Origin of the sequence: Variovorax humicola (assembly GCF_037889915.1) — a bacterium.
Classification (GTDB): domain Bacteria; phylum Pseudomonadota; class Gammaproteobacteria; order Burkholderiales; family Burkholderiaceae_C; genus Variovorax; species Variovorax humicola.
Genome location: NZ_JBBKZV010000052.1, coordinates 1 through 25,419, shown reverse-complemented (window position 1 = coordinate 25,419; position 25,419 = coordinate 1). Strand labels below are relative to the sequence as shown.

The window sequence follows — 25,419 nt, the reverse complement described above, 5'->3', positions numbered from 1 at the left end:
ACCGCGCCGGCCTTCGCCCACAAGCTCCACAGCCTCCCACCACCATCAATGAAACCCAAACCCCAAAGGCTCAGGCCCTATCGGGGCGACAACTATTGTGACGCGGGGGGCAGCGACCTGAGCGCATAAATCCTCAGGACCAATCGGCCCTTCGCATAAAACTCCTCGACGGCTTCCCAATTCGGCGCGCAGGAGTGATTGATGTGGCGGGTGGCGTTGCCACCCCGGCTTCCGTCAATCGTGTCGCCATTCGACAAGGAAAACAGAAACGTCAGGCTGTCGTCCCAGCGTCTCTGGGTCAGTTGTTCTTCAGAGTACCGACGGCCCTGATAACTGCCCAGAAGCGTTGAAGTTGGAAGATCCTGAGTCACAAACGCGCCCAGACCATGAATGCCGCTGTCGGCAACTTGCAGATAGGGGGTGCGAGCGTTCATATCGTGCGGGGAGCTGGCCATCCGCCGATGGCCGCACGAGAAATTGTAGAGCCGCGAAGGCGCGCGATCCCGACTGTCGCCCATAGTCGAAGCCGAGTTTTCGGCGAGCGCCTCGCGTGAAACCGTGACCCCGGTCGAGAACCCCCATCGCCATCGAGTACGGACATCGTTCAGGACCAAGCGCAACGTCCCCTGGGTCAGGCGGTCAACCGCAACGTACGCTGCCCTTTGAGGATTGCGTCCAATTCCGCGCCACTGGAATGCATCGGCGGCGGCACTGCTTCCCGCTTACCGTACGGCGATGTAGTGCTGCGTCGTCACGACTTCGCCCTCCGCTAGGTACTCGCGAACGCGTGCCTCGACTTCCTGATCGGCCAGCGTGGCCCGCGCACGCTGGTGCAGGTAGTCGGCCCAGGAGGCGACGATGAAGCGCTCCACATAGCGCGACGGATCACCCAAGTCACGGTACACCCGCCACAGCGTCGCGCCGTCGCGTCTCGTCGCAAAAAACGAATCCGTCACTCCTACGCAGGCAAATGTGTCACTCGACCGCTGCCCAACGACGACATCCGGCGGCAGACCGCATCCACCCTGTGTTTGCACGATTGCAAAGCAAATGTGTCACTCGGCTTTTGCTCCTGCAATTGCGAAGCAAATGTGTCACCGTCGCCCGCCTGCTCGCGCTCACTCCCCCTACCCTATCGCCGCGCGCGTGACTGCAATGCGCCCCTCACTCGACAACGCCTTCCACGGCAAAGACGGTGGGTATAGGCTGGCGGTGTAGTAATGCCTGCAATGCCGGCATCGGAATGGCGCATCCAACAGCTGGGCGTCGAGCCAATACGCCGACGGCTGGCCGCAATGCCGACACGCTACGAGCAACTGCACGCCATGAATCGGACACCGGTTCAGATGCTCGCGCTGATGGACCACGCTGTGATACCCCAGCACCATGCAGCTAGGGCAACAACGCAGGTATCGGTGCCGGTCGAGCGACAGATCTTTCATCCCGATGCGCACACTGCGCTGCGTCACGTCCAGCATTCGGGCCATCGCCCTTACGTCGACATCTCTCGAGGCAACCCCATCGTACGGGTCGACATTGTCGGGGCTCACCTGCTTGACCAGGGCGAAGCCGGACAGCAGATTCATGCGCGCGAACTTCCATAGCATGCTGACCACGGACTCATAGGGCTGCAGCCAGCGTCGATGGAATACATAGCCGAGGCGCGGATTCAGCGCTTGCTGGTCAACGATCAAGATCGGCAGCGCCATTGCTTTGACTCCGCCTGCAGTTGCGCCTCAGGCGGGGCTCGTCATGAGTTCCGCGCTGATCGCCTGGCGCGACTGGATGTAGCCACAACTGCGCACGGCCACGTTCCACAATGCGGCGTCCGGCCGATAGTCGGGAGCATCGCGTAGCGTGCTGTCCTTGAGCACGATTTCCACGGCACGGGTGAACGACTCCATCGGAATTTCGAGCGCACCCGGCAAACCATGCCTGTGATGAAGGCTTTCGAACGCCGACCACAACAGCGTTGCATCATGCGCCAGCCGATAACCTCCGCTCACGGCCTGTGGCAGGTAGAAGCGTGTGAAGCTCCAGTCGCTGGCACGTGGGAAGTTCGTCTGGTCGTAGCCATCCAGGCAGGTGGCCACGTCACGTACGTTTCGGATCCCGAAGAATGCCAACTCCTCGACCATCAACCGGGCGACGATCTGCGTCTTCCTGGCATGCTGCATGGCCATCTTGACTGCCAGCAGTTCCTGCTGGCCGACCAGGAAGGTGAAGAGTCGAATCTGAAGGCGGTCCAGATGATCGTGCACGTCACGCAGCCACTCGTATTCGTTCTCGTCGAAGCGCTGTGCCTCGTCGCAGAAGAGCACCACCGTGCCGCTGCCGTTGCGGGTGCAGGCCTCCTTGATCTTGTTGATCAGACGCATGCGCTTGGCCGGATTGGTACCACCCACCGGGTCAGGGTAACCCACGGCCTCCAGCAGGTTGGCAAGGAACGGGCCCTCAGCGTGGCGTGGCTTGTGCTCGGCTTGTGCGTGATAAGTCGTGATCTTCGGCTGGGTCTGCGCCAGCAAAAGACGCAAGTATTCGATTGCCCGTGTCTTGCCGATGCGCGAAGGGCCATAGGTCAGCGCACCGGTGATGCGGTAACGCAGGCATCGGTTCACCAAATCGGAGAACGCCTGAATAGCCGGCGTCGCAATGCGATAGCCTCCAGTCTCAATGGGATGCAGGGTGGGATCAATCGGCCGACCAAGCGAAGTCGGCAACGGAAACGGCGATGAAGGTTGACGTTCAGTCGGCATGGCGCCTCCGCGACGAATCAGATTGCCCCGACGAAGCCGCTGCCGATCGTGAGCCGCTCAGGCATTACGCGCGTTTCGACGGAGGGTGCAGCTTCGGCCTGCGGCGTCGGGCCGCTCAGCTGCAGTGCTTGCGCCGAAACACTTGTTGGCTGCGCCACCAACGTACGCAGAGTCCGTACCGCATCGCTGGCGGAACGGCGCGACCCCTTGGCGTTGTGGAGCTTGTCGCTGACGTAAGCGTCTAGATACTGGTGCAGCATGGCGCCACTCAAGCGCTTGCGCCCGCGCAGCCGAAGAACTTCCTGGCGCAGCTTGAGATCGTGCAATATCTCCCCCCATGCACCCTGCGCCTTCAGGACGCCGATCTCCGAACCGTCGCCCGCGAACGCGCGCACGGTACGCAAATCCTGGCTGTTGTAGTAAATCCGCAGCGTCTGGCCCAGGAAGGACGCGGTGCTTGCGAGCACCGGGTTTGTGTACCGGACGCCATGGAAGTTGATGTGCGGCCGCTGGCCCTGGTGCAGATAGCCACGCACCGTGGCGCGCCGGGGCGTCTGCATCAAACACAGGGTCTGCCGCTTCGCTTCTGGCAACCAGTTGAGCATGGCGCCTCGGCCGCGCACGGAATGGGCCACGGCTTCCAGTGGGGTGCGCCCGTTCAGGCCGTCATGCGGCGTCGCGTTATAGGCAGCGATGGCCGCTTCCAGCAGTTCCTCGATCTCGTCGAGGGAAACGTACAACCGCAAATCCTTCTTCGGATCGGACAGCGCGCGACGCACATCTCGCGCACCGGTGCCCGTGTAGCCTGGCAGGCGACTGGACAAGTTGGCCGCGATCGAGCCGAAGAAGCGCTCGATGTACGGCCGGTCATCCGGCGCATGCGCCGGGCCAGCATCGATGAAGCAGCCGATGAATTCGGCCAGCGCGTGGCGCACATCGGCGGCGAGGTTGGCCTTCGCGTTGTCGGCCTTGAACCAGCGCCACGTCGCATAGCCCAACTCGGGTAGCTTGCCAGAAGGGAATCCGCCGAGCTCACCGTACCCGATGCCGGGCAGCGTAAAGGATCTGGGGCGATGCGGCTCCAGCGCCGCTTCAATGGTGCGGATGACGTCGTAGCGCGAGTACTCCCGATTCAGGCTGATGTGATAGCCCAGTACCGCACGGCTGTAGACGTCCAGGATGACGAGCAGCCAGATTCGCTCAATCTCGAACTGCTGCTCGAACCCCAGGGGATCGCGCACGACTACCTTGAGGCGAACGTCAAGGCGATGGCCATCGAACTCGACGACATCCAGCGCCTGCGTGGCCACCGGGCTCGAACTCTCATGCGGCAGGCCCTTGAGCCGATGGGCTCCAGCCAGATGCGCGCTGCGCGCAAAGCTGCGAAGGCACTCGGTGCGCAACGCCGCCGACAACGAGCGGACACCCATCTGCTCTGCGCTGAAGGGGTAGTCGGTAGCGCCAAGTCCTAGCGCTCGGCATTCGCGCAGGAACTCCTCGTGCAGCTGTTTCAGGCCACGCAGGCGTGTGCGCAGCCCGGCGTCGGTGGAACGCTGAACGATTGAGATGCGTTTGTCATGCACACGAGTTGCGATCCAGGTGACAAGCGCGGGCTGCGCCTGGAGCAGCAACCCGAAGGCGCCAGCGGCTCCCCGGCCAGTCCCGTCGCGTGAAATCGTCAACGGGGTCGTGCGCTGGTAGGCATTGACACGCGCATACGGCGCCACGGCCCGCCAGCCATAGGCGCGACCATCGTCATGGGGTGCACTGCAGCGATCGACCAGGCGATAGAGCTGGCGGCGATCGACCCCCGTGCATCTCTCGATCTCGCTCAGTGAGACCCCTTCGGCATAGAGTTCGATGGCGCGCCGTCGAGCGGCGAAAACCGTCCGCTCCGCAGTGGGCAACGCGCTCGTATCGAAGGACGGCCATGTCGCCGGATCGAGATCGTGGATTCGCCCGCGACGGCTCACGACACTGGTTCCAAGAGGGTATGCAAGCCGATCGGCTGCGTATGCAACGACGGTGCGCGGATCCCACCGGTGCGAAGCTGCGCGAAGATGGCGCCGCGCGCCAGCGACGGATCGCCGTAGGACAGTTCGTGCTCCAAGCGTCCCAATGACATCGCCTCCCGAACATGATGGACGACGGATCGCAAAAGCCGCGGCGGCAGCAACGCCCGGGTAGCGTTGACGACAGGCAGCATGCGCGACCAGTTGACGATCCAGACGTTCGCGGCCGCCAGTTCAGCGTCGGTCACGAAGCGCACTGGAATACCGCACACCTGCGAAGGAACTTCCTGCGGCGCATCGACCAAAAGCATTTCCTGGGTGTCTGTGCGGCGAGCCCAGAAATCGATCAGACGGGCCTCGGGATTCGACCCGAGCCGCGCTGGCCGTTCGCAAAACTCGAGGATCGACGGATCCGCCTCAAGGCGAATCCATTGCGCAAAACTCCCGTGCGAGAACAGCCGAACTCGCCGCTCCAACTTGACGCTGAAGCCTTCGATCAAGCGTCTGCCCCGCGGCCGGACCGTCTCCAGCGGCGTGTCGTACCGTGTAGCCAAATCCTTCATGGATCAACACGTTACGCAGGGTCCGCGCACTTCGCATCCACAGAGTGACGGATTTGCTTCGTGCAAAGGCGAGGTGACACATTTGCTTCGCGTTCTTCGCAAGGAAATTTGTCACCGGCTGTCGCGCAACCAATGGCACAACAAAGGGCGGCGGCCTCCGGGCACCTGTGACACATTTGCTTTTTTCTACGGATGCAGGCCTGGCGGGCTGCCAGCGGGATCCAGGAAGCCGCCCTCTTCCGCCGCATCCGCAAGGGCGGGCATCTGGGCGAGCCCCTGGCACCCGCGGCGGTGCGCGACATCGTCAAGGAGCGGTGTGCGCTCGCCGGGGTCGAGGGAGATTTTTCTGCGCACTCGCTGCGGGCGGGCTTTGTGACGGAGGCTGGACGACAGGCGATGTCGCTGCCCGAAACCATGGCGATGACGGGGCATCACAGCGTCACGACCGTGATGGGCTACTTCCGCGCCGAGAGCTCACTGGGCAGCAAGGCGAGCCGGATGCTTGACGACGAGTGACAGGCAGTGTGCGCCCGGTTCGCGCTCGTCGCGAACGTCACTGCCTGTTGGCGTTTTCTGAGCGCTCCCCGGAGATCCACGGCGCAGGAACGGGAACCACCGAGCGACCCCGAGAGATGTCGCGCATGCTCGCGATGCCGTGCACGACCGTACAGAAAATCAGAGGGGCGATGACCAGCTTGACCAGCTTCAGAAAATTGTCGCCCAGCGGCTTCATGGCCTCGCCAAGGGTCGGATAGAAGTGCCCGAGTAGGATGCCGATCACTACGGCGATCAGCACCTGTACGTAAAGATGCCTGTACCACCGGTGGCGCGGTGGGATCTGTCTAGCCGGTTCGTGCGGCAGTGTGGCCAAAGCTTCGTTCATGTCGATTCTCCTGGTAGTTGTGTTGCTCGAAGATCAATGAATGCGACTGGGTTGCGAAACTCTGGGCTCGAGGAGCTTCGTAGTGTTGTCAGGTGGCTGTCGCCGTCCTCCGCTTGACAGGGAGCTGCAGTGATGGGCGCGGCTTGCCCGAACTCGCGCATGCGGCGGCCCGCCCCATGGGCATCACTGATGGTCGGTGCGCGCTCGTGTCGAGGGCTTCGCGCGCCCAAGCCCTCTAGACGTCAGCGTCGCTGGGCCGCGCAATAGTCCCTGATGAGGTCGAGGCGAGGCGAATCCAAGCCGCTTGCCACAACAGGCGAGTCCCCAAAGTTCATGTATGCCTGTGACGCGGGATCGTACGGACGCCAAGCAGCGAGTTGCCCAAGGTGTCGCTGTACACGTCGGCAAGTGCTTGCTGTATCTGTGAGTCTTGAGTTATGGCGTAGGCTTGGTGAGCCCTCGTCTCGAATCCAGGGAAATTCAGACTCAGATAGCTGCTGAACTCCGGGACCGTCTTGACGGGAATATTTCGTGCAGCACCACCGCCTTCGTTGGCAACATTCCCGACCATCACCCGAACCTTCTGAAACTGACCTTGGCCGTAGGCCTTGAAGTCTGGTTGCCGAACCACAAGACCATCCGCCACGATGCTCAGCGTAGGCCAAGTCGTGATTTTCGATCCGCGAGACGGTGACTTTCTGAGCCGCTCTACCAGTTCCGCAGCTGGGATGGCACGCAAGTCCTTGATGCTTGAACCGAACGACGCACCGAAGCTTTCGGCCTCCTTCAAGGAGGCGACGGGGCGCATGACGCCGACGCTTTGCACGATGGCCTGCTGGAAGAGACCGTCAGCTAGCGGAGAAGCAATCAGCGTGCTGATGGAATGCGCTCCGGCCGACTGACCGAAGACCGTGACCTTGACTGCATCACCGCCGAACGCGGCCACATTACGTTGAACCCACTTCAGCGCAGCGATTTGATCCAGCAGACCGTAATTGCCTGAGCTGCGCGTCGCAGATTCCGCGCTGAGCTCAGGATGCGCCATGAATCCGAGCAGGCCGAGTCGGTAGTTCAACGTGACAACGACGACACCCCGCTTTGCAAGCGCTTCACCATCGTAAGAAGGATGCGACCCGGAGCCGTAGGTAAACCCACCGCCATAGATCCAGACCATGACTGGCAGCTTCTCGCCGGGCTGCTTGGCAGGCGACCAAACGTTCACGCTGAGGCAGTCCTCGCTCATGCCGGCGCCACGCAGCTCCGGATACTCGGCAGGCTGCATGCAGTCGGGACCGAAAGCGCTCCCGTCTCGAGTTCCGCTCCATCTCTGGGCAGGTTGGGGCGGTTGCCAGCGGTTCTCGCCGGTCGGTGCGGCCGCATATGGGATGCCGAGGTATGCGTGCACCTCGCTACCCTTTCCTCGCACGAGACCACCTTCGGTTTTCACGGTGTCCATGCTGCCAGGGCCGCCCGGCATGCCGCCGCAAGCCGTCAGCAATACAGCGGCACCAAGCAAGGATGCGAATCCGAGCATCGTGGGCTGTTTTGGTCTGGTCATGCTCAGTCAGCCTTGATGTTTCCGTCCTTGATGACCTTGGCCCATACCGCCGTCTCCTGATCGACAAACTTGCCGAGTGCCGCTGAGTCCATGTACGCAGCGAACGCGCCTTGGTCCTCGACCTTCTTCTTGTACGCTTCGCTTTCGACGATGGTCTTGACCTGCGCCGAGAGCTTCGCAACTACGTCAGGGGGCGTCTTGGCCGGTGCAAAAAGGGCAAACCAGGATTCGACTTCGTAACCGGGCAAGCCTGCTTCCGCGGTAGTTGGCACGGTCGGCATGGAGGGATGGCGCTTGGGCCCGGCGTATGCCAGCGCCTTGATCTTTCCGGCCTGCACCTGGCCAATGACCGACGGTGGCGTCGTGATGAACATATCCACCTGCCCGCTGATCAAGTCGGTTACAACGGGACCGGCGCCCTTGTAGGGGACATGGGTGGCAGGGACCTTCGCTTGCTTGGCGAACATTTCTCCGGCGATGTGCTGGATCGAGCCATTGCCGGACGAGGCATAGAAAATGCCCTTGCCGTTTTTCTGTCCGTTCGCGATGAAGTCCTTCAAATTCGTAGCGGGCAATGTCCCACTCACAGCAACGACATGCGGGGCACGCATCACGAGTGCGACGGGCACGAAGTCGCTGGTCTTCCACCTGATCTGGGGAAACAGGGCGGGATTGCCGACGTGGTAGCCCGAATACTGCATCAGCAGCGTGTAGCCATCGGGAGCCGCGCGCGCCACCGCTTCCGTGCCAATGTTGCCGCTGGCGCCGGGCTTGTTGTCAACGATGAAGGCCTGACCCAACGCCTTTTGGAGCTGCTCACCGACCAGTCGGGCCATGATGTCGGTCGAGCCGGCGGCGGCGCTCGGCACAACGATCGTGACAGGCTTGGAAGGATACGTTTGGGCGTGCGCAGCGCCGAATACCAGCGTCAATGCAGCCACGGCGGCGGGGGTCATTTTGGTGAATTTCATGATGCTTGTCTCCGTTGGAATGAGTGTTAGGAGCGCTGGGCTGCTTCCTGCACCAGGTCCTGCAGTCGAGACGCCAACTTGGCTTGCGCACGATCGCTCGCCCACGCCACGTGAGGCGTCAAAAGGAGGTTCGGGATCGCGGGGTCGAGCAGGGGGTGATCGCTCGCAGGCGGCTCGGTCTCCAATACATCGATTGCCGCACCGGCGATCGCGCCACTGCGCAGAGCGTCGGCCAGCGCCAGCGGGTCAACCAGCGCCCCTCGGCCGGTATTGATCAGCACCCCGCCAGCTTTCATATGGCGCAACGACTCGGCGTTGATCAAGCCCTTGGTCTCGGGCGTCAGCGGTAAATGCAGAGTGATGGCGTCCGACTCCGCGAGGAGCTGGTCCAGGGGAAGCTCATCTTCCTTGCGCGGAAATCCAGGCGTTTCAGCGAAATGGACCGTCATGCCGATGCCGCGCGCGATCCTTGCCGCGGCTTCGCCAATGCGTCCACGACCGACAACGCCGAAGCGCGAACCACCAAGATCCTTGATGGTTGGGCCCGTCCAGCAAAAGTGGCTGGAGGATGTCCACCTGCCGTCTTTTGCCGCCGCGGCATAGGTCTGGATCTGTCGGCGTATGGCGAACAGCGTCGCAATGGCGTGCTCTGCGACCGAATCGCTCCCATAGTCGGGTACGTTCTGAACGCGAATTCCCAACGCTTGCGCAGTCGCGACATCGATGTTGTCCGTGCCCGCTGCAGCCACAGCCACCAGCTTCAGGCTTGGCACGGCGCGCAGGAGCTCGGCGTTCAACCGGACCTTGTTGGTGATGACAACCGTCGCGCCCGCAATGCGCTCGGCAACATCACGAGCTGACGTGGAGTCATAGGCCTGGTAGTCGATGCCATACGCCGGATCGAACTCGAGGCGTTGCGGCAACGTCGCCGCATCGAGGAATACAACTTTCATTTTGCGATCTCCGAGATTTCGATCAGGTTCAGGTCCGGATCGCGCAGGTAGATGGAACGGATAGGAGAGACGGCGCCCGTGCGCATGACGGGGCCTTCGACAATCTGCAAGCCCTTCTTCTGTAGCTCACTGATCACGGCATCCAGCGGTTTGCTTGCGATGAAGCAAAGGTCCAATGCGCCAGGAACGGGCGTGTGGGCCTTGGGCTCGAACTCATTGCCCTTGACGTGCAGGTTGATCTTCTGGTTGCCGAAGCGGAATGCCTTGCGTGCCGCGCCGAAGGTTTCGAGGGTCATGCCCAGGCCGTCGACGTAAAAGCTGACGCACGCCGCCTCGTCGGCAGTCGTGAGCACGAGATGGTCCAGATGATCGATCACGCCCTGACCTCCTTGCCTTCGCTTCTCGCAGCTGCTCGCTCTGCAATCTCGGCAAAATCCGCAGGCGGTTGGTGTCGAGTCAGCCGATGCCCGGCGCGGGGCAATTGGCTGGAGAGCTCATGCTGCACCAAGCGCCCCACTTCGCCGGCCGCATGGATCAACCCATCGAGATCCATGCCCGTGTCGTAGCCCATGCACTGCAGCATGTGCACGACGTCTTCCGTTGCCACGTTGCCGGTGGCTCCCGGCGCATAGGGGCAGCCACCGATCCCACCCAGCGACATATCGAAGCGGCGTACGCCTGCCTCGACGGCGGCCACGCTGTTGACCAGGCCCATTGCCCGCGTGTTGTGGAAATGCGCGGTGAAGTCGAGCTCGGGATACCGTTCCATGACCGCCTTGCACAGCACGTCCACTTGCGTCGGATAGGCCATGCCAGTCGTGTCGCACAGCGTAATGCCCGCAACGCCCCGCTCGGCAAAACGGTCGATCCAGCCCAGCACCGTCTCGAGAGGCACTTCCCCCTCCATGGGACAGCCAAACACGCACGACAGCGATACGTTGACGGGAACGGTTGCACGCTGGGCGAGCTCGATAACCCCCGCCAGTTGGGAGAACGACTGCTCGCGCGTCATCCGCAAGTTGCTCAGGTTGTGCGTCTCGCTGGTCGACATGACGATGTTGAACTCATCGATTTTCACGTCGAGCGCGCGTTCGGCACCGCGGACATTGGGCACCAGTGCCGTATAGACCACGCCGGGCCGACGTGCAATTCGACCCATCACTTCTTCGCCATCACGCAGGGCTGGAATTGCCTTGGGCGAAGTGAAGGAGGTGACTTCGATCTTGGCGTAGCCCAGTCCGCTCAAGGTGTCGATGAGCGCAACCTTGTCATCCGTCGGGATGAAATGGCTTTCCATCTGGAAGCCGTCGCGTGTCGCAACTTCGTTGATAAACAGTCGCGTGTTGTTTCCGTTTTTCATGGGGTTCCTCAGGCTTTGGAATTTCAGGACGAGCGGGTCGGCCAACCACCGCGCAACAGGTCGTCGGTGTGCTGACCCAGGCGCGGTGCCGCGTGCGCAATGGCTCCGGGCGTCGCACTGAGCTTGGGCACCACACCGGGGACTTTGAGCGATCGACCGTCAGAGGTTGGCGACTCGACAATCATTTCGCGGGCCAGGTATTGCGGGTCGCTGGCGATGTCCGCAACGGAATAGATGCGGCCCACCGGCACGCCTGCGGAATCGAGCACCGAAAGCACCTCTTCCCGGGTTCGGTGGCGGGTCCATGCCTCGATCGCCGCATCGATTTCCTCGACCCTGCGCACGCGCCCGTCGTTGTGGGTCAATTCCGGATCGTTCTCCAGGTCGGGCCGATTGATGGCACGCATCAGACGCCGGTAGATGCTGTCTCCGTTTCCTGCCACAAGCACGTACTGGCCGTCATTGCAGCGGTACGCATTGGTCGGCGCAATGCCGGGCAATGCACTGCCTGCACGTTCGCGCACCGCGCCAAACGCGTCGTGCTCGGGAACCAGGCTCTCCATCACGTTGAACACCGATTCGTACAGTGCGACATCGATGAACTGCCCTTCGCCGCCGTGTGCGGTACGGTGGTGCAGCGCGGTGAGAACGCCGATGACACCGTGCAGCGCGGCCAGAGTGTCGCCGAGCGATACACCGACGCGAACGGGCACCCGGCCGGGCTCCCCTGTGAGATGACGCAAACCGCCCATGGCCTCGCCCAGGACGCCGAATCCCGGCTTGTCGCGATATGGACCCGTCTGGCCGTAACCCGAGATGCGAAGCATGATCAGCCCCGGGTTCAGCGCGTGAAGTTCATCCCATCCCAGCCCCCATCCTTCGAGCGTGCCAGGCTTGAAGTTCTCGATCAGGACGTCGGCCTCCTTGGCCAGCGAACGCACCGCTTCCTGGCCCTCGGGTGAGCGAAGGTCGAGGCACACCGAGCGCTTGTTGCGTGACTGCACTTCCCACCACACCGAGGTGCCGTCGCGCAGCATTCGCCATTTACGAAGCGGATCGCCAATGCCGGCAGGTTCCACTTTGATGACGTCGGCGCCGAACTCGGCGAGCGTCTTGCCGGCGAACGGGCCGGCGATCAGTTGTCCCAGTTCCAGGACCTTGAGGCTTTGCAGTGCTTTCATGTCTCCGTCTCTTTCGAATCTTGGCGAGACATGAATCTAAATTGGAGCGGGACAGAGGAGGAATTGCTCTATGAGCATGTATCCTTCGCGGATTGCGAAGCTCGTAGAAACCCGAAATGAAGACCGTCATCAACCCGGCACGCGTCGATTTCGTGACGCTTCGACTTTTCTCCGCGGTCGTGCAATCCGGAAGCATCACCAAGGGCGCTGCTCAATGTCACCTCGCGCTGTCGGCGGCCAGCAGGCGCTTGAGCGAGTTCGAAGCAACCGCGGGCGCGCAGTTGCTGGAGAGAAGCGTCCAGGGCGTGACCGTCACGCCGGCGGGTCATGTCGCAGTGCAACATGCCATTCGGCTGCTTCAGGGTTTCGAGCTCTTCGGCGCCGAGTTAGCTGATTTTTCCGAGGGCTACCGGGGCCACGTGCGCCTGTGGGCCAACATGTCCGCGCTCACCGAATTCCTGCCGGCGGTCTTGTGGAATTTCATGGAACTCCAGCCGGGGATCCGGGTGGACATCGAGGAGCAACTGAGCGGAGACATCGTGAGAGCCGTACGGGATGGCTTGGCGGACCTCGGTGTATTTGCCGAGGGCACCCCCGCTGATGGACTCACCGTCTTGCCCTTTCGGGACGACGAACTCGTCCTCCTGTGCTCGAAGTCTCACCCCATGGCAAAGGCAAAGAAAATTGCTTTTGCCGATTGCCTCGAACACGACTTCGTCGGGCTCAACCGGGGGAGCTCACTGCTGGAGCTCACTTCGAGAGCAGCAACCGACGCCGGGCGTCCGCTGAGGTTGCGCGTGCAAGTCCGCAGCTTCGACGCCATGAGCCAGATGATTGCCGCCCGGCTCGGCGTCGGGGTGTTGCCACTGGCCGCCTGCCAGGAAGTGCTTGGCCCACGAAAACTGAAGGCGGTGCGCCTCACCGACGCATGGGCGCATCGGAGGCTGCTACTTGGGTACAGTGCGGAGCGCCCACTGTCCGCTGCCGCACGCGTGATGGTTGAGCACCTGCGCCCCACTCAAGAGAGCTGCAGCAGGTCGACCTGGTAACGCGGCGCAAGAACGTTGGCACGCGCGTCGTGTCAGCGAAACCCGCGCACCAGCTTCAGGCCGTCCCTGGCGTCGGTGGATGACTTGGTGCAGTTTGGCCGTGGAGCATTTGCGGGCGGTGCAATCCACGGGCCGCACGACGGCAACAGGCAACCTGGCCAGTTCGGGCACGCTGGTGAAGCTGTCGCGCCGGACGCGGTTCTCGGAGATTTCGCGGAAGATGCGCTCGACCATGTTCAGCCACGACGCGCTGGTGGGTGTGAAGCGCATGACGAAGCGCGGATGCTTGGCGAGCCAGGCCTGCACGTCGAGATGCGTGTGCGTGCCGTAGTTGTCCACGATCAAGTGCAACTGCAGGTGCTTGGGCCGTCTTGCGTTGGATCAGGCGCAGGACTGCAGCCACTCTGCGTGCCGGTGTTGCTGTTGGCACATCGAAATCACCATGCCGTCCAGAGTTCGTGTTGTTGGCCGCTCAGGGCTGGCAGAACAAGGACATCGCCGCCGAGGTCGAGTTGGATTCTGGCGCGTTGCTGCACACGAGCCTCGACGGCCTCGCCGCGCCAAGGCGGTCAGCTCTCGTTGAACAGCAGTTCGATCCTTGGGGCGATGCGCATGGCTGCAACCTCTATCGAGGTCGGAGTGTGCCCCATCGATTAAGTTCCACTATTTCAAGCGCACTGCACTAGAAGCTAGAACGAGTGCCGAATGCCAAAGTCATAACCCGTGGATTTACTCGGGGCATAACCGGAAACGCCGGCTCCGGTTGATATATAGGGCGCGGTCCCTGCAGTTGCGCCCATGATGCTCGGGTTGTTCTGGCCGTCCTTGACGCGGATATAAGCGGCAGTTGCGTAGACGGCGGTTCTCTTCGAGAAGTTGTATTCGTAGCCGAGGCCAAATTTGTCAACCGAGGCGTCCCGCTTGGGAGCGAAAGGTGTCGCGGAACCTGAAGCGTTGTCGAACTTGACCGTTGAATATGCAGCCTTGATCAAGCCAGGCCCCACGGGAACAGTAGCTCCCAGGAGACCGCCGGTGTACTTGCCGCTGCCTCGTGTCACAAGCAAACCCAGCAAAGGATTGGGAGTTGTCGATCTGGACTGATCCTTCACCTGTGAAAATTCGCCAAAGATCTTCACAAACTGGAAGTTGTACGAGGCTCCGACATTGAGGGTCTTGATCTTTTCGTCGAGATTCACGAATGTCGGCAGTCCGGCCGGATTCAAGCCCGTCGTGTTCGCAGCGTCGCTCACGGCATAGGCGACAGCGACATCCAGCGGTCCCGAGGCATAGCCTGCGCGACCGCCGTAGAACTGACCCTTGTTCGACGGGGTCCCGGGAACATTGCTCTGACTGATGTTCTCCGGAAATGCGTACTGGAGTTGACCATAGAACCCGCCCAAATTTGCAGGCAGGAAGTACCCGATGCTGTTGCTCGTGCGCAGATAGTTATCGGAGGCGGCCACTGCGGATCCAGGGCCTTTGACAACGGCGAGATTGGTCCCGATCGTCGAGATGACGTTTGCAGCGACCCCGATGGTGCTGAATGGGCTGAATATCGAGTCATTCCAAAACGTCGGAGTGAAGTCGCGACCCAAACGAACTTCGCCGAGGCTGCTGGAGAGGCTCACAGTCGATCGACGATTGAAAATGATCGTCCCCCCGGGACCGTTGCCAAGTCCGGTGTCGGTGGCAAGGCCGGACTCCAGCCAGAAGCTTGCCGACAAGCCTCCGCCGAGATCTTCGGTACCCCGAAATCCGAGGCGGCTGTTCAGCGTGTTGCTGTTCGAAAGGACGGTCTGATGTATGCCAATTTCTGTGGCAAGGGCGGGGGGAAGAATGACCCGGTTGGTGTTGTTGTAGAACTCGCTCGTCGTGTTGTAGTAGCTAACGCCTGTGTCCAGGACACCGAAAAGCGTCACCGACGATTGCGCGGACGCGCCAGCGGCACAACCTATAACGGATGCAGCAAGGAAAGTCTTTTTCATGGGATCTTCGGGTGATGTTGTTTGTTACTCGGGCTTGAACCCGGCGCCCTTGAGGAGCTCGGCGCTTTGGGCGACATAGGTCGCGATGAATTGCTTGAACTGCACGGAGTCTTGCGCCACGGGCTCGATACCGAGGTTCACGAGCGCGCCCGATTTCGCCAACTCGGCCACCGCCGAGTTGATGGCCGCGTTGAGCAACTTCACGCGATCAGCGGGTGTGTCCTTCGGTGCCCAGATGCCGTACCAGGACGCATACGTCAGTTCCGGGAAACCGCTCTCCTGCGCCGTCGGCACATCCGGCGCGAGCGGGCTGCGCTTGCTGGAGGTGATGGCGATCGGCCTGACCTTGCCCGACTTGGCGAGTGGATGGACCGAGATGATCGAGTCAAGCAACAATTGCACGTGTCCACCAGCCACGTCCACCAGCGCCGGCTGCGTGCCCTTGTAGGCCACGTAAGTGAGCTTGACGTTGCCCTGCTTGGCCATCAGCAAGGTCGCCAGGTGGCTCGGCGCGCCGGCGGCCGGGATCGCCGCGGACCACTTGTCGGGCTGCTGCTTCGCCGCGTTCAGCACCTCGCCCAGCTTGCGTGGTTCGAGTTGCGGCGAGATAACGAGCATCAGGGGCGCCTCGCCGACACGCGCCACTGGCGCAAAGTCCGTCTGCGGGTCGTAGGACGCGTTGCTCATCACTTGCTTGGCGAGCACGTGCGTGGCGGCGGAGAACAGCAACGTGTAGCCGTCGGCCGGAGCGGTCTGCACCGCCTTGCCGCCCAGCATGCCGTTGGCTCCGGCCCGGTTCTCGACGATGACGGCAACTCCGAGTCGCGGCGTCAACTGGCTGGCCAGCAGCCGCGCCATGCTGTCAACCCCGCCGCCGGCGGCAAACGGCACCACGATTCGGATCATGCGATCGGGGAACTTGGCAGGCTGTGCCCAAGCCGGCGCAATGGCGAATGCGACTAGCGCGGCGGTCGCGAAGATGGCTCTTCTCGGCAGTTTCATGGTGTCTCCAAAGTGTGGAAATGAAGGAATAGGCAGCGCCGCGCCACGGCGCCGATACGACAGCGCCGGCAACGAGGTGCGGAGCGATCAGGGCGAGATGTCTTCCAGCGCCCGGTTGGTGGTCTCAACCATGCGCATTGATGCGATGAGTCCAACGACGGTGGCGGCCGCGAACATCAGGAACACCGTCGCGATGCCGTTGGTCGATAGCACCACGCCGACCAGCGCGGGAGAGACCGCCGATGCCACACGCAGCCAGGACGTGGCCAGCCCGGTGCCGATCGCCCGCATCCGCGTCGGATAGATTTCCGGCGTGTAGAGATACAGCAGCACCGTGGTCGTGCCCATCACCGCATAGGCCGAGGACGCGAGGATCACGACCGACCAGGCGCTGCTGGCGCCCACCAGGCCCAGCACCCCGAGCAACGTGCCGCTGAGAAGGAAGCTGGCCGTCGCCCAACGGCGCCGCCCGACGCGATCCACCAGCAGCGCGCAGGCGAGCACAGCGCAGGTGCTGAGCACATTGGTCAGCGAAGCCATCCTCAGCGCCTCCTGCAGCGGCAAGTTGTAGACAGTCTTGTACAGCGTGGGCAACCAATTGTTGATGCCGTTGGCGACGAAGTACGACGAGGCCCATAGCACCCACACGACCAGCGTGCGCGGCCGATACAGCGGCGAGAACAGTTCCTTCCAGGAGCTCTTCTTGCGATCCACGAGGCCGGCAGCGAGCGCGGTGACTCGAGACTCGACGTCTACCTTGTCGCGCCGGACATCGAGGCTGCGCTTTGTGGTGCTCGCCTCAAGTCCTTCGATCACGCGCTCGGCCGCCTGGAACCGGCCCTTCGATGTCAGCCAGCGCGGCGACTCCGGCAGGCGCGCCATGAAGAACAGGATCAGCAAGCCCGGGATGCCGCCGACCAGGAACATGTATTCCCAGCCGAAGCGTGGCACCACGAAGGCCCCCACCTGCGCAGCGCCGAGCAGGCCGAGGGGGAAGATCAGCTCATAGAGGAGGAAGAAGCGTCCGCGGCCCTTGGCCTGCGACAGCTCGTTGATGTAGGCGGCCGCGATCGGCACCTCGCCGCCCACGCCGATGCCCTGCAGGAAGCGCAGGCCGAACAGCATCTGGAAGTTGCCCGCGAAGGCGCAGGCGATACTCATCACCGACATCACGGCAACGGTGGTCGTCACGCTGGGCACGCGGCCGAAACGTTCGGCCGCCCAGCCGAAGACCAAGGCGCCGATGACTTGGCCCACGTAGCCGGCGGCGATGAGCATGCCCACCTCCAGCGGACTCAGGTGCCACAAGCCGATCAGCACTGGCAGCACGAAAGCCAGCGCCAGCGCGTCGAAGGCATCGAAGAATGTCGCGCTGCCCATGATGATGCGCGCCTTGGTGTGCCAGCGGCTGAACGGCACGTTCTCGATCCGGAACAGCAGATGCGCTGCCTGCCTTGCGACGCCCTGGTCAGGCGTCAATGCGAATGAATCGACTTTCATGATGTCTCAGGCTTTCTCGACTGTTGTAGTCACGGATGGGTCTTGGGTGATGCGGCTGCGGCGGTCGGCGAGGCTCGCCGCATGTGCCGGTGCACCAGCACGTCGAGGGTTTCGTCCATCGCCTGCGCATCGACGCCGCGGGTGATGAAGACGATTCGGGTTCGCCGGTCTTGTCCCGGCCACGCCGGCAAGAACTCGGGCGGATGGAACAGGTGCTGCACGCCATGGATCACCATCGGACGATCCGGCTCATCGGCCAAATGCACGAGGCCCTTGACGCGCAGCAGGTCTTCACCGCGCATCGCGATCACCATGTCAAGCCAGGCGAAAAAGGCATCGCGCGGCAAAGGTTGGTCGCGCTCCACGACGAAGGAGGAGATGCCATCGCGGTGGACAGGTGCTGAGTCCTTCGGCGCGTCGGCGTCGGCTTGAGACGGCCGGTAGTACATCGCGCCGGCCGGCACCTCACTGCTGTCCTTGGGCGACTGGACCAGCTCGCGCAGCGCCTGCGGCTGCGCGTCCCGCGCCACGTGCAGCCGTGCCACTGAATTGAGCTCGCGAAGTCGTGCCAGCAACTCAGGCGAGGGCGCACCGCCTTCAAGCAAATCGGTCTTGGTCAGGAAGAGATGGTCCGCAACCGCCGCTTGCTGGACGGATTCGGCGTGCCGGTCCAATGTGCCCATGCAGAGCACGGCGTCCACTGTGCATGCGACGCCGGCCAGCGCAAAGCGACCGCGGATCGCCGCATCGCCCATCATCGTGCGCAGGATCGGGCCGGGATCGGCCAGTCCGCTGGTCTCGATGAGCACATGTCGCAGCGGCGGATCAGTGCGTTCACCAAGGCGATTCATTGCCGCCACCAGGTCCCCGCGTACAGAACAGCACATGCAACCGTTGGCCAACAAGATGGTGTCGTCGCTGGTCTGCGTGATCAGATCGTGGTCGATGCCGACCTCGCCGAATTCGTTGACGATCACCGCCATGCCACGCAGGTCTGGCTGCTGCAACAGGCGGTTCAGCAGCGTCGTCTTGCCGCTGCCGAGGAAGCCGGTGAGCACCGTCACCGGCACCCGCTCGCCGGCCCGCCTGTCGGCCGTTAGCAGGGATGAGAAATGGCCGGCCATGCTTAGCCCCGCTCGCCAGGGCCGTGCAGCTCGGCGAAGGAACGCAGGGTCCGCTCCACTTTCGGCATCAGCCATTCGCCAACCGCTTCCGGAAGACGCTCTTCCATGGCATCTTCCAACAGGCTGCGCAGCGGCTGTGCCTGCGGACCGGCCTGCTGCAACGCATTGAAGAAGCCGACGACCTCTTCCACGCCTGAACGCAGGCCCGCGTCCTCCAGGTAGCCGACGATGTCGAGCTCGAAGTCGTCGAGCCGCAGGCTGACGCCGCCAGTGCCGCAGGCGCAGGCCGAGCCCAGCGCGATGTGGCGCATCGACAGCGAGCTCCACAAGCTCAACATCTCGTCTGCACGCCGGGCGATGTCGTCGGCCATGACGGCGGCGGCGTTCATTGCCCGTCCCAGGCGAGCGTGTCTGTTGTGCCGTTGCGCACCGAGCGCGGCGAACTGCGCAGTGCATTCGTGGCCTCCTGGGCTACCCGTCCTTGCGAGTCCAGTGCGACGCGATACACCTCGCGTGCCACGCCGGCACTCACGTAGCCTTCGCGCACGTCCTCGGCGACCAGTTCCGCATCGCGCTCCAGCGGATCGCCAAAGCCGCCGCCGCCGCCCGACAGCATCTTGTAGGCATCGCCGCGTTCCAGGCGCACGTTGAAGATCTTGGCGTTCAAGTGGTCAGTCTTCCACTCGCCCTTGTGGCGCACGGCCAGGCCGTTGCCCATGGCATCGGTGCCCCCTTCCAGGCCCCAGGGCTTGCAGTGCACGCGGTCGATCCGGGTGGTCACAGTGAAGGGCGAGAGCGCCTGCACCACCATCTCCGCACCCAGCCCACCGCGCTGGCGCCCGGCGCCGGCGCTGTCCTGGCGAATCTCATACTTCTCCACCAGCACCGGGTACTTGGCTTCGAGCTGTTCGGTCGGGCTGTTGTGGGTGTCGCCGTCGTTGATGCACACCGTGACCGACACGCCGTCTTCGCCCGACTTCGCTCCCCACCCGCCCCCGAGCGGGCCAATGCCCACGATGAACAGGCGACCGTCCTCCGGGGAGATGCCGTGGATGTTCGGGAACACCAGGTCGGCATGGTGCCCGGCGATGGAGCGGTGCGGAATCGCCGGGGCCAGGGCCTTGAATATGGTGTCGATCACCGTCATCGGAAAGGTCATCCACACCCGCATGGGGTACGGGCGCTCGGCGCTGATCACCGTGCCCATCGGCATGATGACCTTCAGCGGCCGGAAGCTGCCGTCATTGACCGGATAGTCGGTCGGCGTCGTCAGGCACTTGTAGGCCACCTGCGCACAAGCGATCCCGGTGGTGAAGCCCGAGTTGTAGAAGCCACGCACCTGCTTGCTCACGTCCGACAGGTCAACCGTCATCTCTTCGCCGGTCACAGTGACCTTTACTCGGATCGGGATGCGCTTGCCGATGTCCAAGCCGTCGTCGTCCATAAAAGACTCGGCCTCGTACACGCCGTCAGGGATCGAAAGCGTGTTCTTACGTGCCACCGCTTCCGACGAATCCATGATCTGGCGGATCGAGCCATTCACTGCGTCAACGCCGTATCGCTGCAGCAGCTCGGAGTAGCGGCGCTCGCCGGTGGTGATGGCCGTGATCTGCGCGCGCAGGTCGCCCAGCGCACGCTCGGCCAGTCGCACATTCATCGCGATGATGTCGATCAGATCCTGGTTGACCACGCCTTCGCGCTGGTACTTCATGATCGGGATCTGGATCCCCTCGCTGAAGATGTCGGTCGTCACGTTGCCCAGCGTGCCGCCCACATCCAGCCAGTGCGCCATGCAGCAGGTGAACCCTTCGAGCCTGCCCTCGTGGAACACCGGCATCGTGAACGTGAAATGGTTCAGATGGCTGCCGGTGGTGTAGGCGTCGTTGGTGACGAGGATGTCGCCCGGCAGGATGTTCTCGTAGCCGAAGTGGCGGATCTTGGCCTTCACCGTCTCGGACATGCCCCTGATGAACATCGGCAGGCCAAGGCCGATGGAGACCGTGTCGCCTTCCTTCGTGAACAGGCCGACCGTGAAGTCCAATGCCTCGTAGATGATGAGGTTGTAGGCAGTGCGCGTGAGGTTTGTCTTCATCTCTTCCGTCACGGCGTATAGGCCGTTGCGGATGATCTCGACGGTGATCGGGTCGATCGCCACGTTGACGTTGCTAGTTTGGTTGGTGCTCATGATCTGTCGCTCCCGATGGCGATTTGAAGGTTGCCGAGTTCGTCCACGCGCAGCTCGTCTCCGGGCTGCACGACGGTGGTGGAGGCGTGCTCCTCGATCAGTGCCGGGCCGGCGATCTCGTTGCCTGCCAGCAGCAGGTCGCGGATGTAGACGGGCGTGTCGGCCCACCCACCCGAGCGGAAGTACACCGGCTTGGTGGCGCGCACAGCCTTCTTGTCCGGCGTGGCCGTGCCTTTGGCGACGCTGTGCTTCGGCGGCTTCTTCATGGTGCCCAGCACGGTGACGCGCAGGCTCACCAGGTCGGCCGGCTCCTTCGGCGCCGAGGTGCCATAGCGCACCTTGTGCAGTTCGTCGAACTGCTGCTTGATGGCCGAGCGATCGCGGCCCGCGAAGTAAGCCAGCGGCAGGTCCACCGTGACGGCGTGCTCCTGGCCGACGTAGCGCATGTCGGCCGCGCGTTCGATCACCACGCCATCGGCCTTGATGCCGGACTGCGCCAGGGCCGCGCGACCCTCGTCTTCCATCTTCTTGTACGCCTCCTCGATCTCCTCGAAGGACACGTCGTTGAGCTTGCGGAACACCGAGCGCACGTAGTCGTAGCGCAGGTCGGAGAACAACATTCCGTAGGCCGAGAAGTAGCCCGGCGCGTAGGGGATCAGCACCTTGCGGATGCCGATTTCGCGAGCGATGGCCGAGGCGTGCAACGGGCCGGCGCCCCCATACACCACCATCGTGAAGCTGCCGGCGTCCAGGCCGCGCTCGGTCGTCACTGCCTTCACGGCGTGCGACATCTGCGTCACCGCGATACGCAGGATGCCGTCGGCCGCTTCTGTCGGTTCCAAACCCAATGGTCCGGCCACACGCTCGGCCATCTGGCGCTTGCAGGCATCCAGGTCGAGCTGGAGTTCGCCGCCCAGGAAGTGCTCGGCGTCCAGCCGGCCGAGCAACAGGTTGGCGTCGGTCACGGTCGGTTCCTTGCCGCCGCGGCCATAGGCCACCGGGCCGGGGATGGAGCCGGCGCTCTGCGGCCCCACACGCAGCGCGTTGCCTGTCTCCACGCGGGCGATCGAGCCGCCGCCGGTGCCGACTTCGTGGATATCCATCATCGGAATCTGGATCGGCAGTGCGCGCTCGTAGCCGCCGATCAACGCCGAGCCCGTCGTGAGCGGCCGGCCTTCGCTGATCACCCCGGCCTTGGCCGTCGTGCCGCCCATGTCGAAAGCGATCGCGTCGCCCATGCCGAGCTGCTCACAGATGGCCTGCGCACCGATCACCCCGGCCGCGGGGCCGGACTCGAGCATGCGTACGCAGCCGACCTTGGCATGTTCCACCGGAAACAGGCCACCGGTCGATTGCACGATGTAGAAGTCGCCGTCGAAGCCCTTGTCGGACAGGTGCGTCTCCAGTTGGCCAAGGTACTCGGACACACGCGGACCGACATAGGCGTTGGCCACGGCCGTGGAGACGCGCTCGAATTCGCGGTACTCCTGACTCAGCTCGTGCGAGGCGCAGACGAATGCACCTGGAATTTCTTCCTGCAGAATCTGCTTCACGCGCTGCTCGTGCGCCGGGTTGCGGTAGGAGTGCAGAAGCAGCACCGCCACGGCGTCCACGTTCTGGCCCTTCAGTTCACGCGCCAGTTCGCGAACTGCGGCCTCGTCGAGCGGCTTGTGCGTGCTGCCATCGGCGCGCAGGCGCTCGGCCACTTCGTAGCGCAGCGACCGCTTGACCAGTGGCTGGTGCTTGTTGAAGAAGAGGTTGTAGGCGTCGGGCCGGTTCACGCGGCCGATCTCGTAGATGTCGCGGAAGCCCTCGGTGATCAGCAGCGCCGTGTTGGCCCCCGTGCGCTCCAGCAGCGTATTGATGGCGATCGTTGAGCCATGCAGGAACAGGTGGCCGTCGCGCCAGTCGATCTTTGCGCTGTCGATCGTCGCCTGGATGCCGTTCACGAGCTCGCCGTGCGTTGACAGCGCCTTGCCGAACAAGAGCTTGCCACTGGCCTCGTCGAAGGACGCCATGTCGGTGAAGGTTCCGCCGATGTCAACGGCGATGCGCAGTGCAGGTTGAGTGTTCATTTGCTTGTCTCCGGGGGTTCAGGCTTCGACGCCGATGCGGTTGCGCAGCACGCCCAGGCCGGTAATCTCGACCTCGACCACGTCGCCGTCCTTCATGTACAGCGGGGGGTCGCGTCGGTCGCCGACACCGCCGGGCGTGCCGGTGGCGATCACATCGCCGGGCGACAGCGGCGTGAAGCGCGAGATGTATTCGACAAGCACGGGGATGTCGAAGATCAGATCGCCGAGGGTGGCTTTTTGCATCACGTTGCCATTGACGCGTGTTTCCAGCGCCAGTTGGGTGACATCGGGTACTTCGTCGCGCGTGAGGAGGTAAGGGCCGAAGGGGCCGGTGCCGGGGAAGTTCTTGCCCGGCGTGAACTGGTGCGTGTGACGCTGCCAGTCACGCACGCTGATGTCGTTGAAGCAGGCATAGCCGGCGATGTGCTCGAAGGCTTGTGCCTTCGGGATGTGGCGCCCGCCCTTGCCGATCACGAAGGCCAGTTCGCCTTCCCAATCGAAACGTTCCGAGAACGAGGGGCGTAGCACCACGTCCTCGTTCGCGGCCAGCGTGTCGTTGAAGCGCAGGAACAGCGACGGGTATTCGCTGTCAGCGCGCTTGGTCTCGGCGACGTGGGTCTTGTAGTTCAGGCCCACACAGATGAGTTTGCCGGGATTGGGGATCACCGGCAGGGCTTGGGTCGCCGACGGCTGGATTGCTGTGCCGTTGGCGGCGACGGCCTTTTTCAGTTCGCCCAGCGCATCGGCGCAGAGCACCGAGGCGAGGTCCGGAAAGCGGTTCAGAAAATCGGCTGGCGGCTGCAGGTAGCGGTCGCCTTGGACCACACCGTAAGTGGCCTGGCCGGCGTGTTGGAAGCTGACAAGTTTCAAGGTGTCTCCTCGGATGCATCGCTGCGAATCGACTCGGGGCAAGTCGTGTGTTCACAGCGCGTAGAGCAAATGTAAAAATTGGCGAGCTCTCCGCATAGATAGAATTCGGAGGATTCAGACTTGCCATATTTGGCATGGCTTGTGCGGGTATTCCCTATGAACATCTCGAACGTCAGGCTTTTCCTTGAAGTCGTCGAAGCGGGCAGCCTCAGCAAGGTCGCGGCGCGACGGCAGACGGTGCAATCGCATATCAGTCGGCAGATCAGCGACTTTGAATCGACCTTTGGCGGACCCCTGTTCCGGCGCACTGGTCGGGGCGTGGCCCTGACCGAACTCGGCGCGCGTGCGGCACTGCGGTTGCGCTCGTGGCTTCAGGAAACGGAGCGCGTGGAAGAGGAGTTGCGCGCGGAGTCGGGCAAACTGCTCGGGGAGGTGCGCCTCGGCATCATTCCGTCGGCCGCGCACCCGCTGATGACGCGCTTGTTCGAGCGACTGCAGACGGAGCATCCCGGCATCCGTCTCAACATCGCCGAGTCTCAAGGCATTGAACTCGACAGCATGCTGGACACCGGCGCAGTCGATCTCGCGATCCTCTTTCGCTTCAACCGCCCGAACGCACGCGAGGAAAAGCTGTTGAGCGTCGCGCACACCTACCTGGTGTCGGCCCCGGGCAACGAGATCACACAAGGGCCCACGGTGAATTTCTCGCGGCTCTCGGGCCTGCGGCTGATACTGCCCCGGCGCCCCAGCCATTGGCGCAATGCGCTCGACGAAGCCGCGCGCAGCCAGGGGTTCAAACTCGAACCGATCGCGGAGGCGGATTCATTGACGGTGCAGAAGGAACTCGTCGCCCACGGGCCGGGCCTGTATACGGTCCTGGGTCCGTACTCGATCACCGCCGAGATTCAAAACGGTCTGCTGCAAGCCAGCAAGCTCGTCAAGCCTGACCTGATCCGGCACGTCACCTTGGCGTTTCCCAAACAGGGCAAGCTCTCGCCAGCCTGCCGCGTGGTCGCCGAGGTCATCCAGGGGTTGGTGGAGTCTTGGGGCAACCAGCTCACCGAGCTGGAACCATTGGGATAAGCGCGATGAAGAGCCGCTTTCGCCAGCGTCAGCCGTCGTCCGATGAGCGCGCCTGGATCTCTGCCGTCGGCGGCTACAGCGGCGGCCTCTGGCACCTGTGAACACATTTGCTTTTTTCTACGCCTTGGCGTAGCAGGCCGCCAACGGCGCAGCCTTGCCTGCGGGTGCACCAACGATCACCTGAGCAGCGCTGTTCACACGCCGGTCGGTGCGACTCCGGCGATTGAGGGTCAGAACAGCTTCCCCGGATTCATCAGGCCTTGCGGATCCAGCCCAGCCTTCACCTTCCGCATCAATAGCATCTCGATG

Annotated in this window: 23 protein-coding genes and 3 pseudogenes; 3 read left to right on the top strand and 23 right to left on the bottom strand. The window is 63.0% G+C overall.

Annotated elements, in window-relative coordinates:
* Positions 1-92: 92 nt before the first annotated feature.
* The 6 genes from WKW80_RS35040 to WKW80_RS35015 form a co-directional block, all read right to left on the bottom strand.
* The gene (locus tag WKW80_RS35040; RefSeq protein ID WP_340368174.1) at positions 93-434 is read right to left on the bottom strand and encodes an SET domain-containing protein; all 342 of its coding nucleotides are present in this window, start codon (positions 432-434) and stop codon (positions 93-95) included.
* 288 nt (positions 435-722) lie between these two features.
* Complete coding sequence (locus tag WKW80_RS35035; protein WP_340368173.1) at positions 723-956, bottom strand: MFS transporter; 234 nt, start codon at positions 954-956, stop codon at positions 723-725.
* A gap of 171 nt (positions 957-1,127) precedes the next feature.
* Complete coding sequence (locus WKW80_RS35030) at positions 1,128-1,709, bottom strand: hypothetical protein (protein WP_340368172.1); 582 nt, start codon at positions 1,707-1,709, stop codon at positions 1,128-1,130.
* 27 nt (positions 1,710-1,736) lie between these two features.
* Complete coding sequence (locus WKW80_RS35025; protein WP_422823035.1) at positions 1,737-2,756, bottom strand: AAA family ATPase; 1,020 nt, start codon at positions 2,754-2,756, stop codon at positions 1,737-1,739.
* Positions 2,757-2,773: 17 nt separating this feature from the next.
* Positions 2,774-4,066, bottom strand: coding sequence for a Mu transposase C-terminal domain-containing protein (locus WKW80_RS35020; RefSeq protein WP_340368171.1), 1,293 nt, complete (start codon positions 4,064-4,066; stop codon positions 2,774-2,776).
* Positions 4,067-4,725: 659 nt separating this feature from the next.
* The gene (locus WKW80_RS35015; RefSeq protein WP_340368170.1) at positions 4,726-5,331 is read right to left on the bottom strand and encodes a hypothetical protein; all 606 of its coding nucleotides are present in this window, start codon (positions 5,329-5,331) and stop codon (positions 4,726-4,728) included.
* 198 nt (positions 5,332-5,529) lie between these two features.
* On the opposite strand from WKW80_RS35015, the pseudogene WKW80_RS35010 reads away from it, so the two are divergent.
* Positions 5,530-5,847, top strand: a pseudogene (locus WKW80_RS35010) (tyrosine-type recombinase/integrase); the annotation flags it as partial.
* Between the two features lie 115 nt (positions 5,848-5,962).
* On the opposite strand, the pseudogene WKW80_RS35005 reads toward WKW80_RS35010, so the two are convergent.
* From WKW80_RS35005 to WKW80_RS34975, 7 genes and pseudogenes are all read right to left on the bottom strand, one after another.
* Positions 5,963-6,214, bottom strand: a pseudogene (locus WKW80_RS35005) (cation:dicarboxylate symporter family transporter); the annotation flags it as partial.
* A 331-nt stretch (positions 6,215-6,545) separates the two neighbouring features.
* Positions 6,546-7,772, bottom strand: coding sequence for a carboxylesterase/lipase family protein (locus tag WKW80_RS35000; RefSeq protein ID WP_340368169.1), 1,227 nt, complete (start codon positions 7,770-7,772; stop codon positions 6,546-6,548).
* Positions 7,773-7,774: 2 nt separating this feature from the next.
* Positions 7,775-8,728, bottom strand: a complete 954-nt coding sequence (locus tag WKW80_RS34995) for a Bug family tripartite tricarboxylate transporter substrate binding protein (RefSeq protein WP_340368168.1) — start codon at positions 8,726-8,728, stop codon at positions 7,775-7,777.
* 41 nt (positions 8,729-8,769) lie between these two features.
* A complete protein-coding gene (locus WKW80_RS34990) occupies positions 8,770-9,666 on the bottom strand; it encodes an NAD(P)-dependent oxidoreductase (RefSeq protein ID WP_340368167.1) in 897 nt (298 codons plus the stop codon).
* A gap of 26 nt (positions 9,667-9,692) precedes the next feature.
* Positions 9,693-10,073: a VOC family protein gene (locus WKW80_RS34985; protein ID WP_340368166.1), complete on the bottom strand. Its 381-nt coding sequence runs from the start codon at positions 10,071-10,073 to the stop codon at positions 9,693-9,695.
* Positions 10,070-11,056: a hydroxymethylglutaryl-CoA lyase gene (locus WKW80_RS34980; protein ID WP_340368175.1), complete on the bottom strand. Its 987-nt coding sequence runs from the start codon at positions 11,054-11,056 to the stop codon at positions 10,070-10,072. Before WKW80_RS34980 ends, WKW80_RS34985 begins: the two co-directional genes overlap by 4 nt.
* A gap of 23 nt (positions 11,057-11,079) precedes the next feature.
* Positions 11,080-12,237, bottom strand: a complete 1,158-nt coding sequence (locus WKW80_RS34975; protein ID WP_340368165.1) for a CaiB/BaiF CoA transferase family protein — start codon at positions 12,235-12,237, stop codon at positions 11,080-11,082.
* A 116-nt stretch (positions 12,238-12,353) separates the two neighbouring features.
* Between WKW80_RS34975 and WKW80_RS34970 the strand changes: the two genes are divergently transcribed.
* Entirely contained in the window at positions 12,354-13,286 is a 933-nt protein-coding gene (locus WKW80_RS34970; RefSeq protein ID WP_340368164.1) for a LysR substrate-binding domain-containing protein, read from the top strand.
* Positions 13,287-13,445: 159 nt separating this feature from the next.
* Here WKW80_RS34970 and WKW80_RS34965 read toward each other — a convergent pair.
* The 9 genes and pseudogenes from WKW80_RS34965 to WKW80_RS34925 all read right to left on the bottom strand — a co-directional run.
* Positions 13,446-13,742 (bottom strand): annotated as a pseudogene (locus WKW80_RS34965) (transposase); the annotation flags it as partial.
* A 233-nt stretch (positions 13,743-13,975) separates the two neighbouring features.
* Positions 13,976-15,271: a porin gene (locus tag WKW80_RS34960; protein WP_340368163.1), complete on the bottom strand. Its 1,296-nt coding sequence runs from the start codon at positions 15,269-15,271 to the stop codon at positions 13,976-13,978.
* A 24-nt stretch (positions 15,272-15,295) separates the two neighbouring features.
* A complete protein-coding gene (locus WKW80_RS34955) occupies positions 15,296-16,273 on the bottom strand; it encodes a Bug family tripartite tricarboxylate transporter substrate binding protein (protein ID WP_340368162.1) in 978 nt (325 codons plus the stop codon).
* Positions 16,274-16,360: 87 nt separating this feature from the next.
* Entirely contained in the window at positions 16,361-17,773 is a 1,413-nt protein-coding gene (locus WKW80_RS34950; RefSeq protein ID WP_340368161.1) for an MFS transporter, read from the bottom strand.
* Between the two features lie 29 nt (positions 17,774-17,802).
* On the bottom strand, positions 17,803-18,897 hold the full coding sequence (locus WKW80_RS34945; RefSeq protein WP_340368160.1) for a CobW family GTP-binding protein: 1,095 nt from the start codon (positions 18,895-18,897) through the stop codon (positions 17,803-17,805).
* A 2-nt stretch (positions 18,898-18,899) separates the two neighbouring features.
* Positions 18,900-19,286 (bottom strand): hypothetical protein, encoded by a 387-nt coding sequence (locus tag WKW80_RS34940; RefSeq protein WP_340368159.1) that lies wholly within the window; start codon positions 19,284-19,286, stop codon positions 18,900-18,902.
* Positions 19,283-21,082: a hydantoinase B/oxoprolinase family protein gene (locus WKW80_RS34935; RefSeq protein ID WP_340368158.1), complete on the bottom strand. Its 1,800-nt coding sequence runs from the start codon at positions 21,080-21,082 to the stop codon at positions 19,283-19,285. The genes WKW80_RS34940 and WKW80_RS34935 overlap by 4 nt, the downstream gene beginning before the upstream one ends.
* Positions 21,079-23,157, bottom strand: a complete 2,079-nt coding sequence (locus WKW80_RS34930) for a hydantoinase/oxoprolinase family protein (RefSeq protein ID WP_340368157.1) — start codon at positions 23,155-23,157, stop codon at positions 21,079-21,081. The genes WKW80_RS34935 and WKW80_RS34930 overlap by 4 nt, the downstream gene beginning before the upstream one ends.
* A gap of 18 nt (positions 23,158-23,175) precedes the next feature.
* On the bottom strand, positions 23,176-24,027 hold the full coding sequence (locus tag WKW80_RS34925) for a fumarylacetoacetate hydrolase family protein (protein WP_340368156.1): 852 nt from the start codon (positions 24,025-24,027) through the stop codon (positions 23,176-23,178).
* Between the two features lie 156 nt (positions 24,028-24,183).
* Between WKW80_RS34925 and WKW80_RS34920 the strand changes: the two genes are divergently transcribed.
* Entirely contained in the window at positions 24,184-25,110 is a 927-nt protein-coding gene (locus tag WKW80_RS34920) for a LysR family transcriptional regulator (RefSeq protein ID WP_340368155.1), read from the top strand.
* 230 nt (positions 25,111-25,340) lie between these two features.
* Here the strand turns inward: WKW80_RS34920 and WKW80_RS37640 are convergent, their stop codons facing one another.
* Positions 25,341-25,403 (bottom strand): FAD-linked oxidase C-terminal domain-containing protein, encoded by a 63-nt coding sequence (locus WKW80_RS37640; RefSeq protein ID WP_422823036.1) that lies wholly within the window; start codon positions 25,401-25,403, stop codon positions 25,341-25,343.
* Positions 25,404-25,419: the final 16 nt, after the last annotated feature.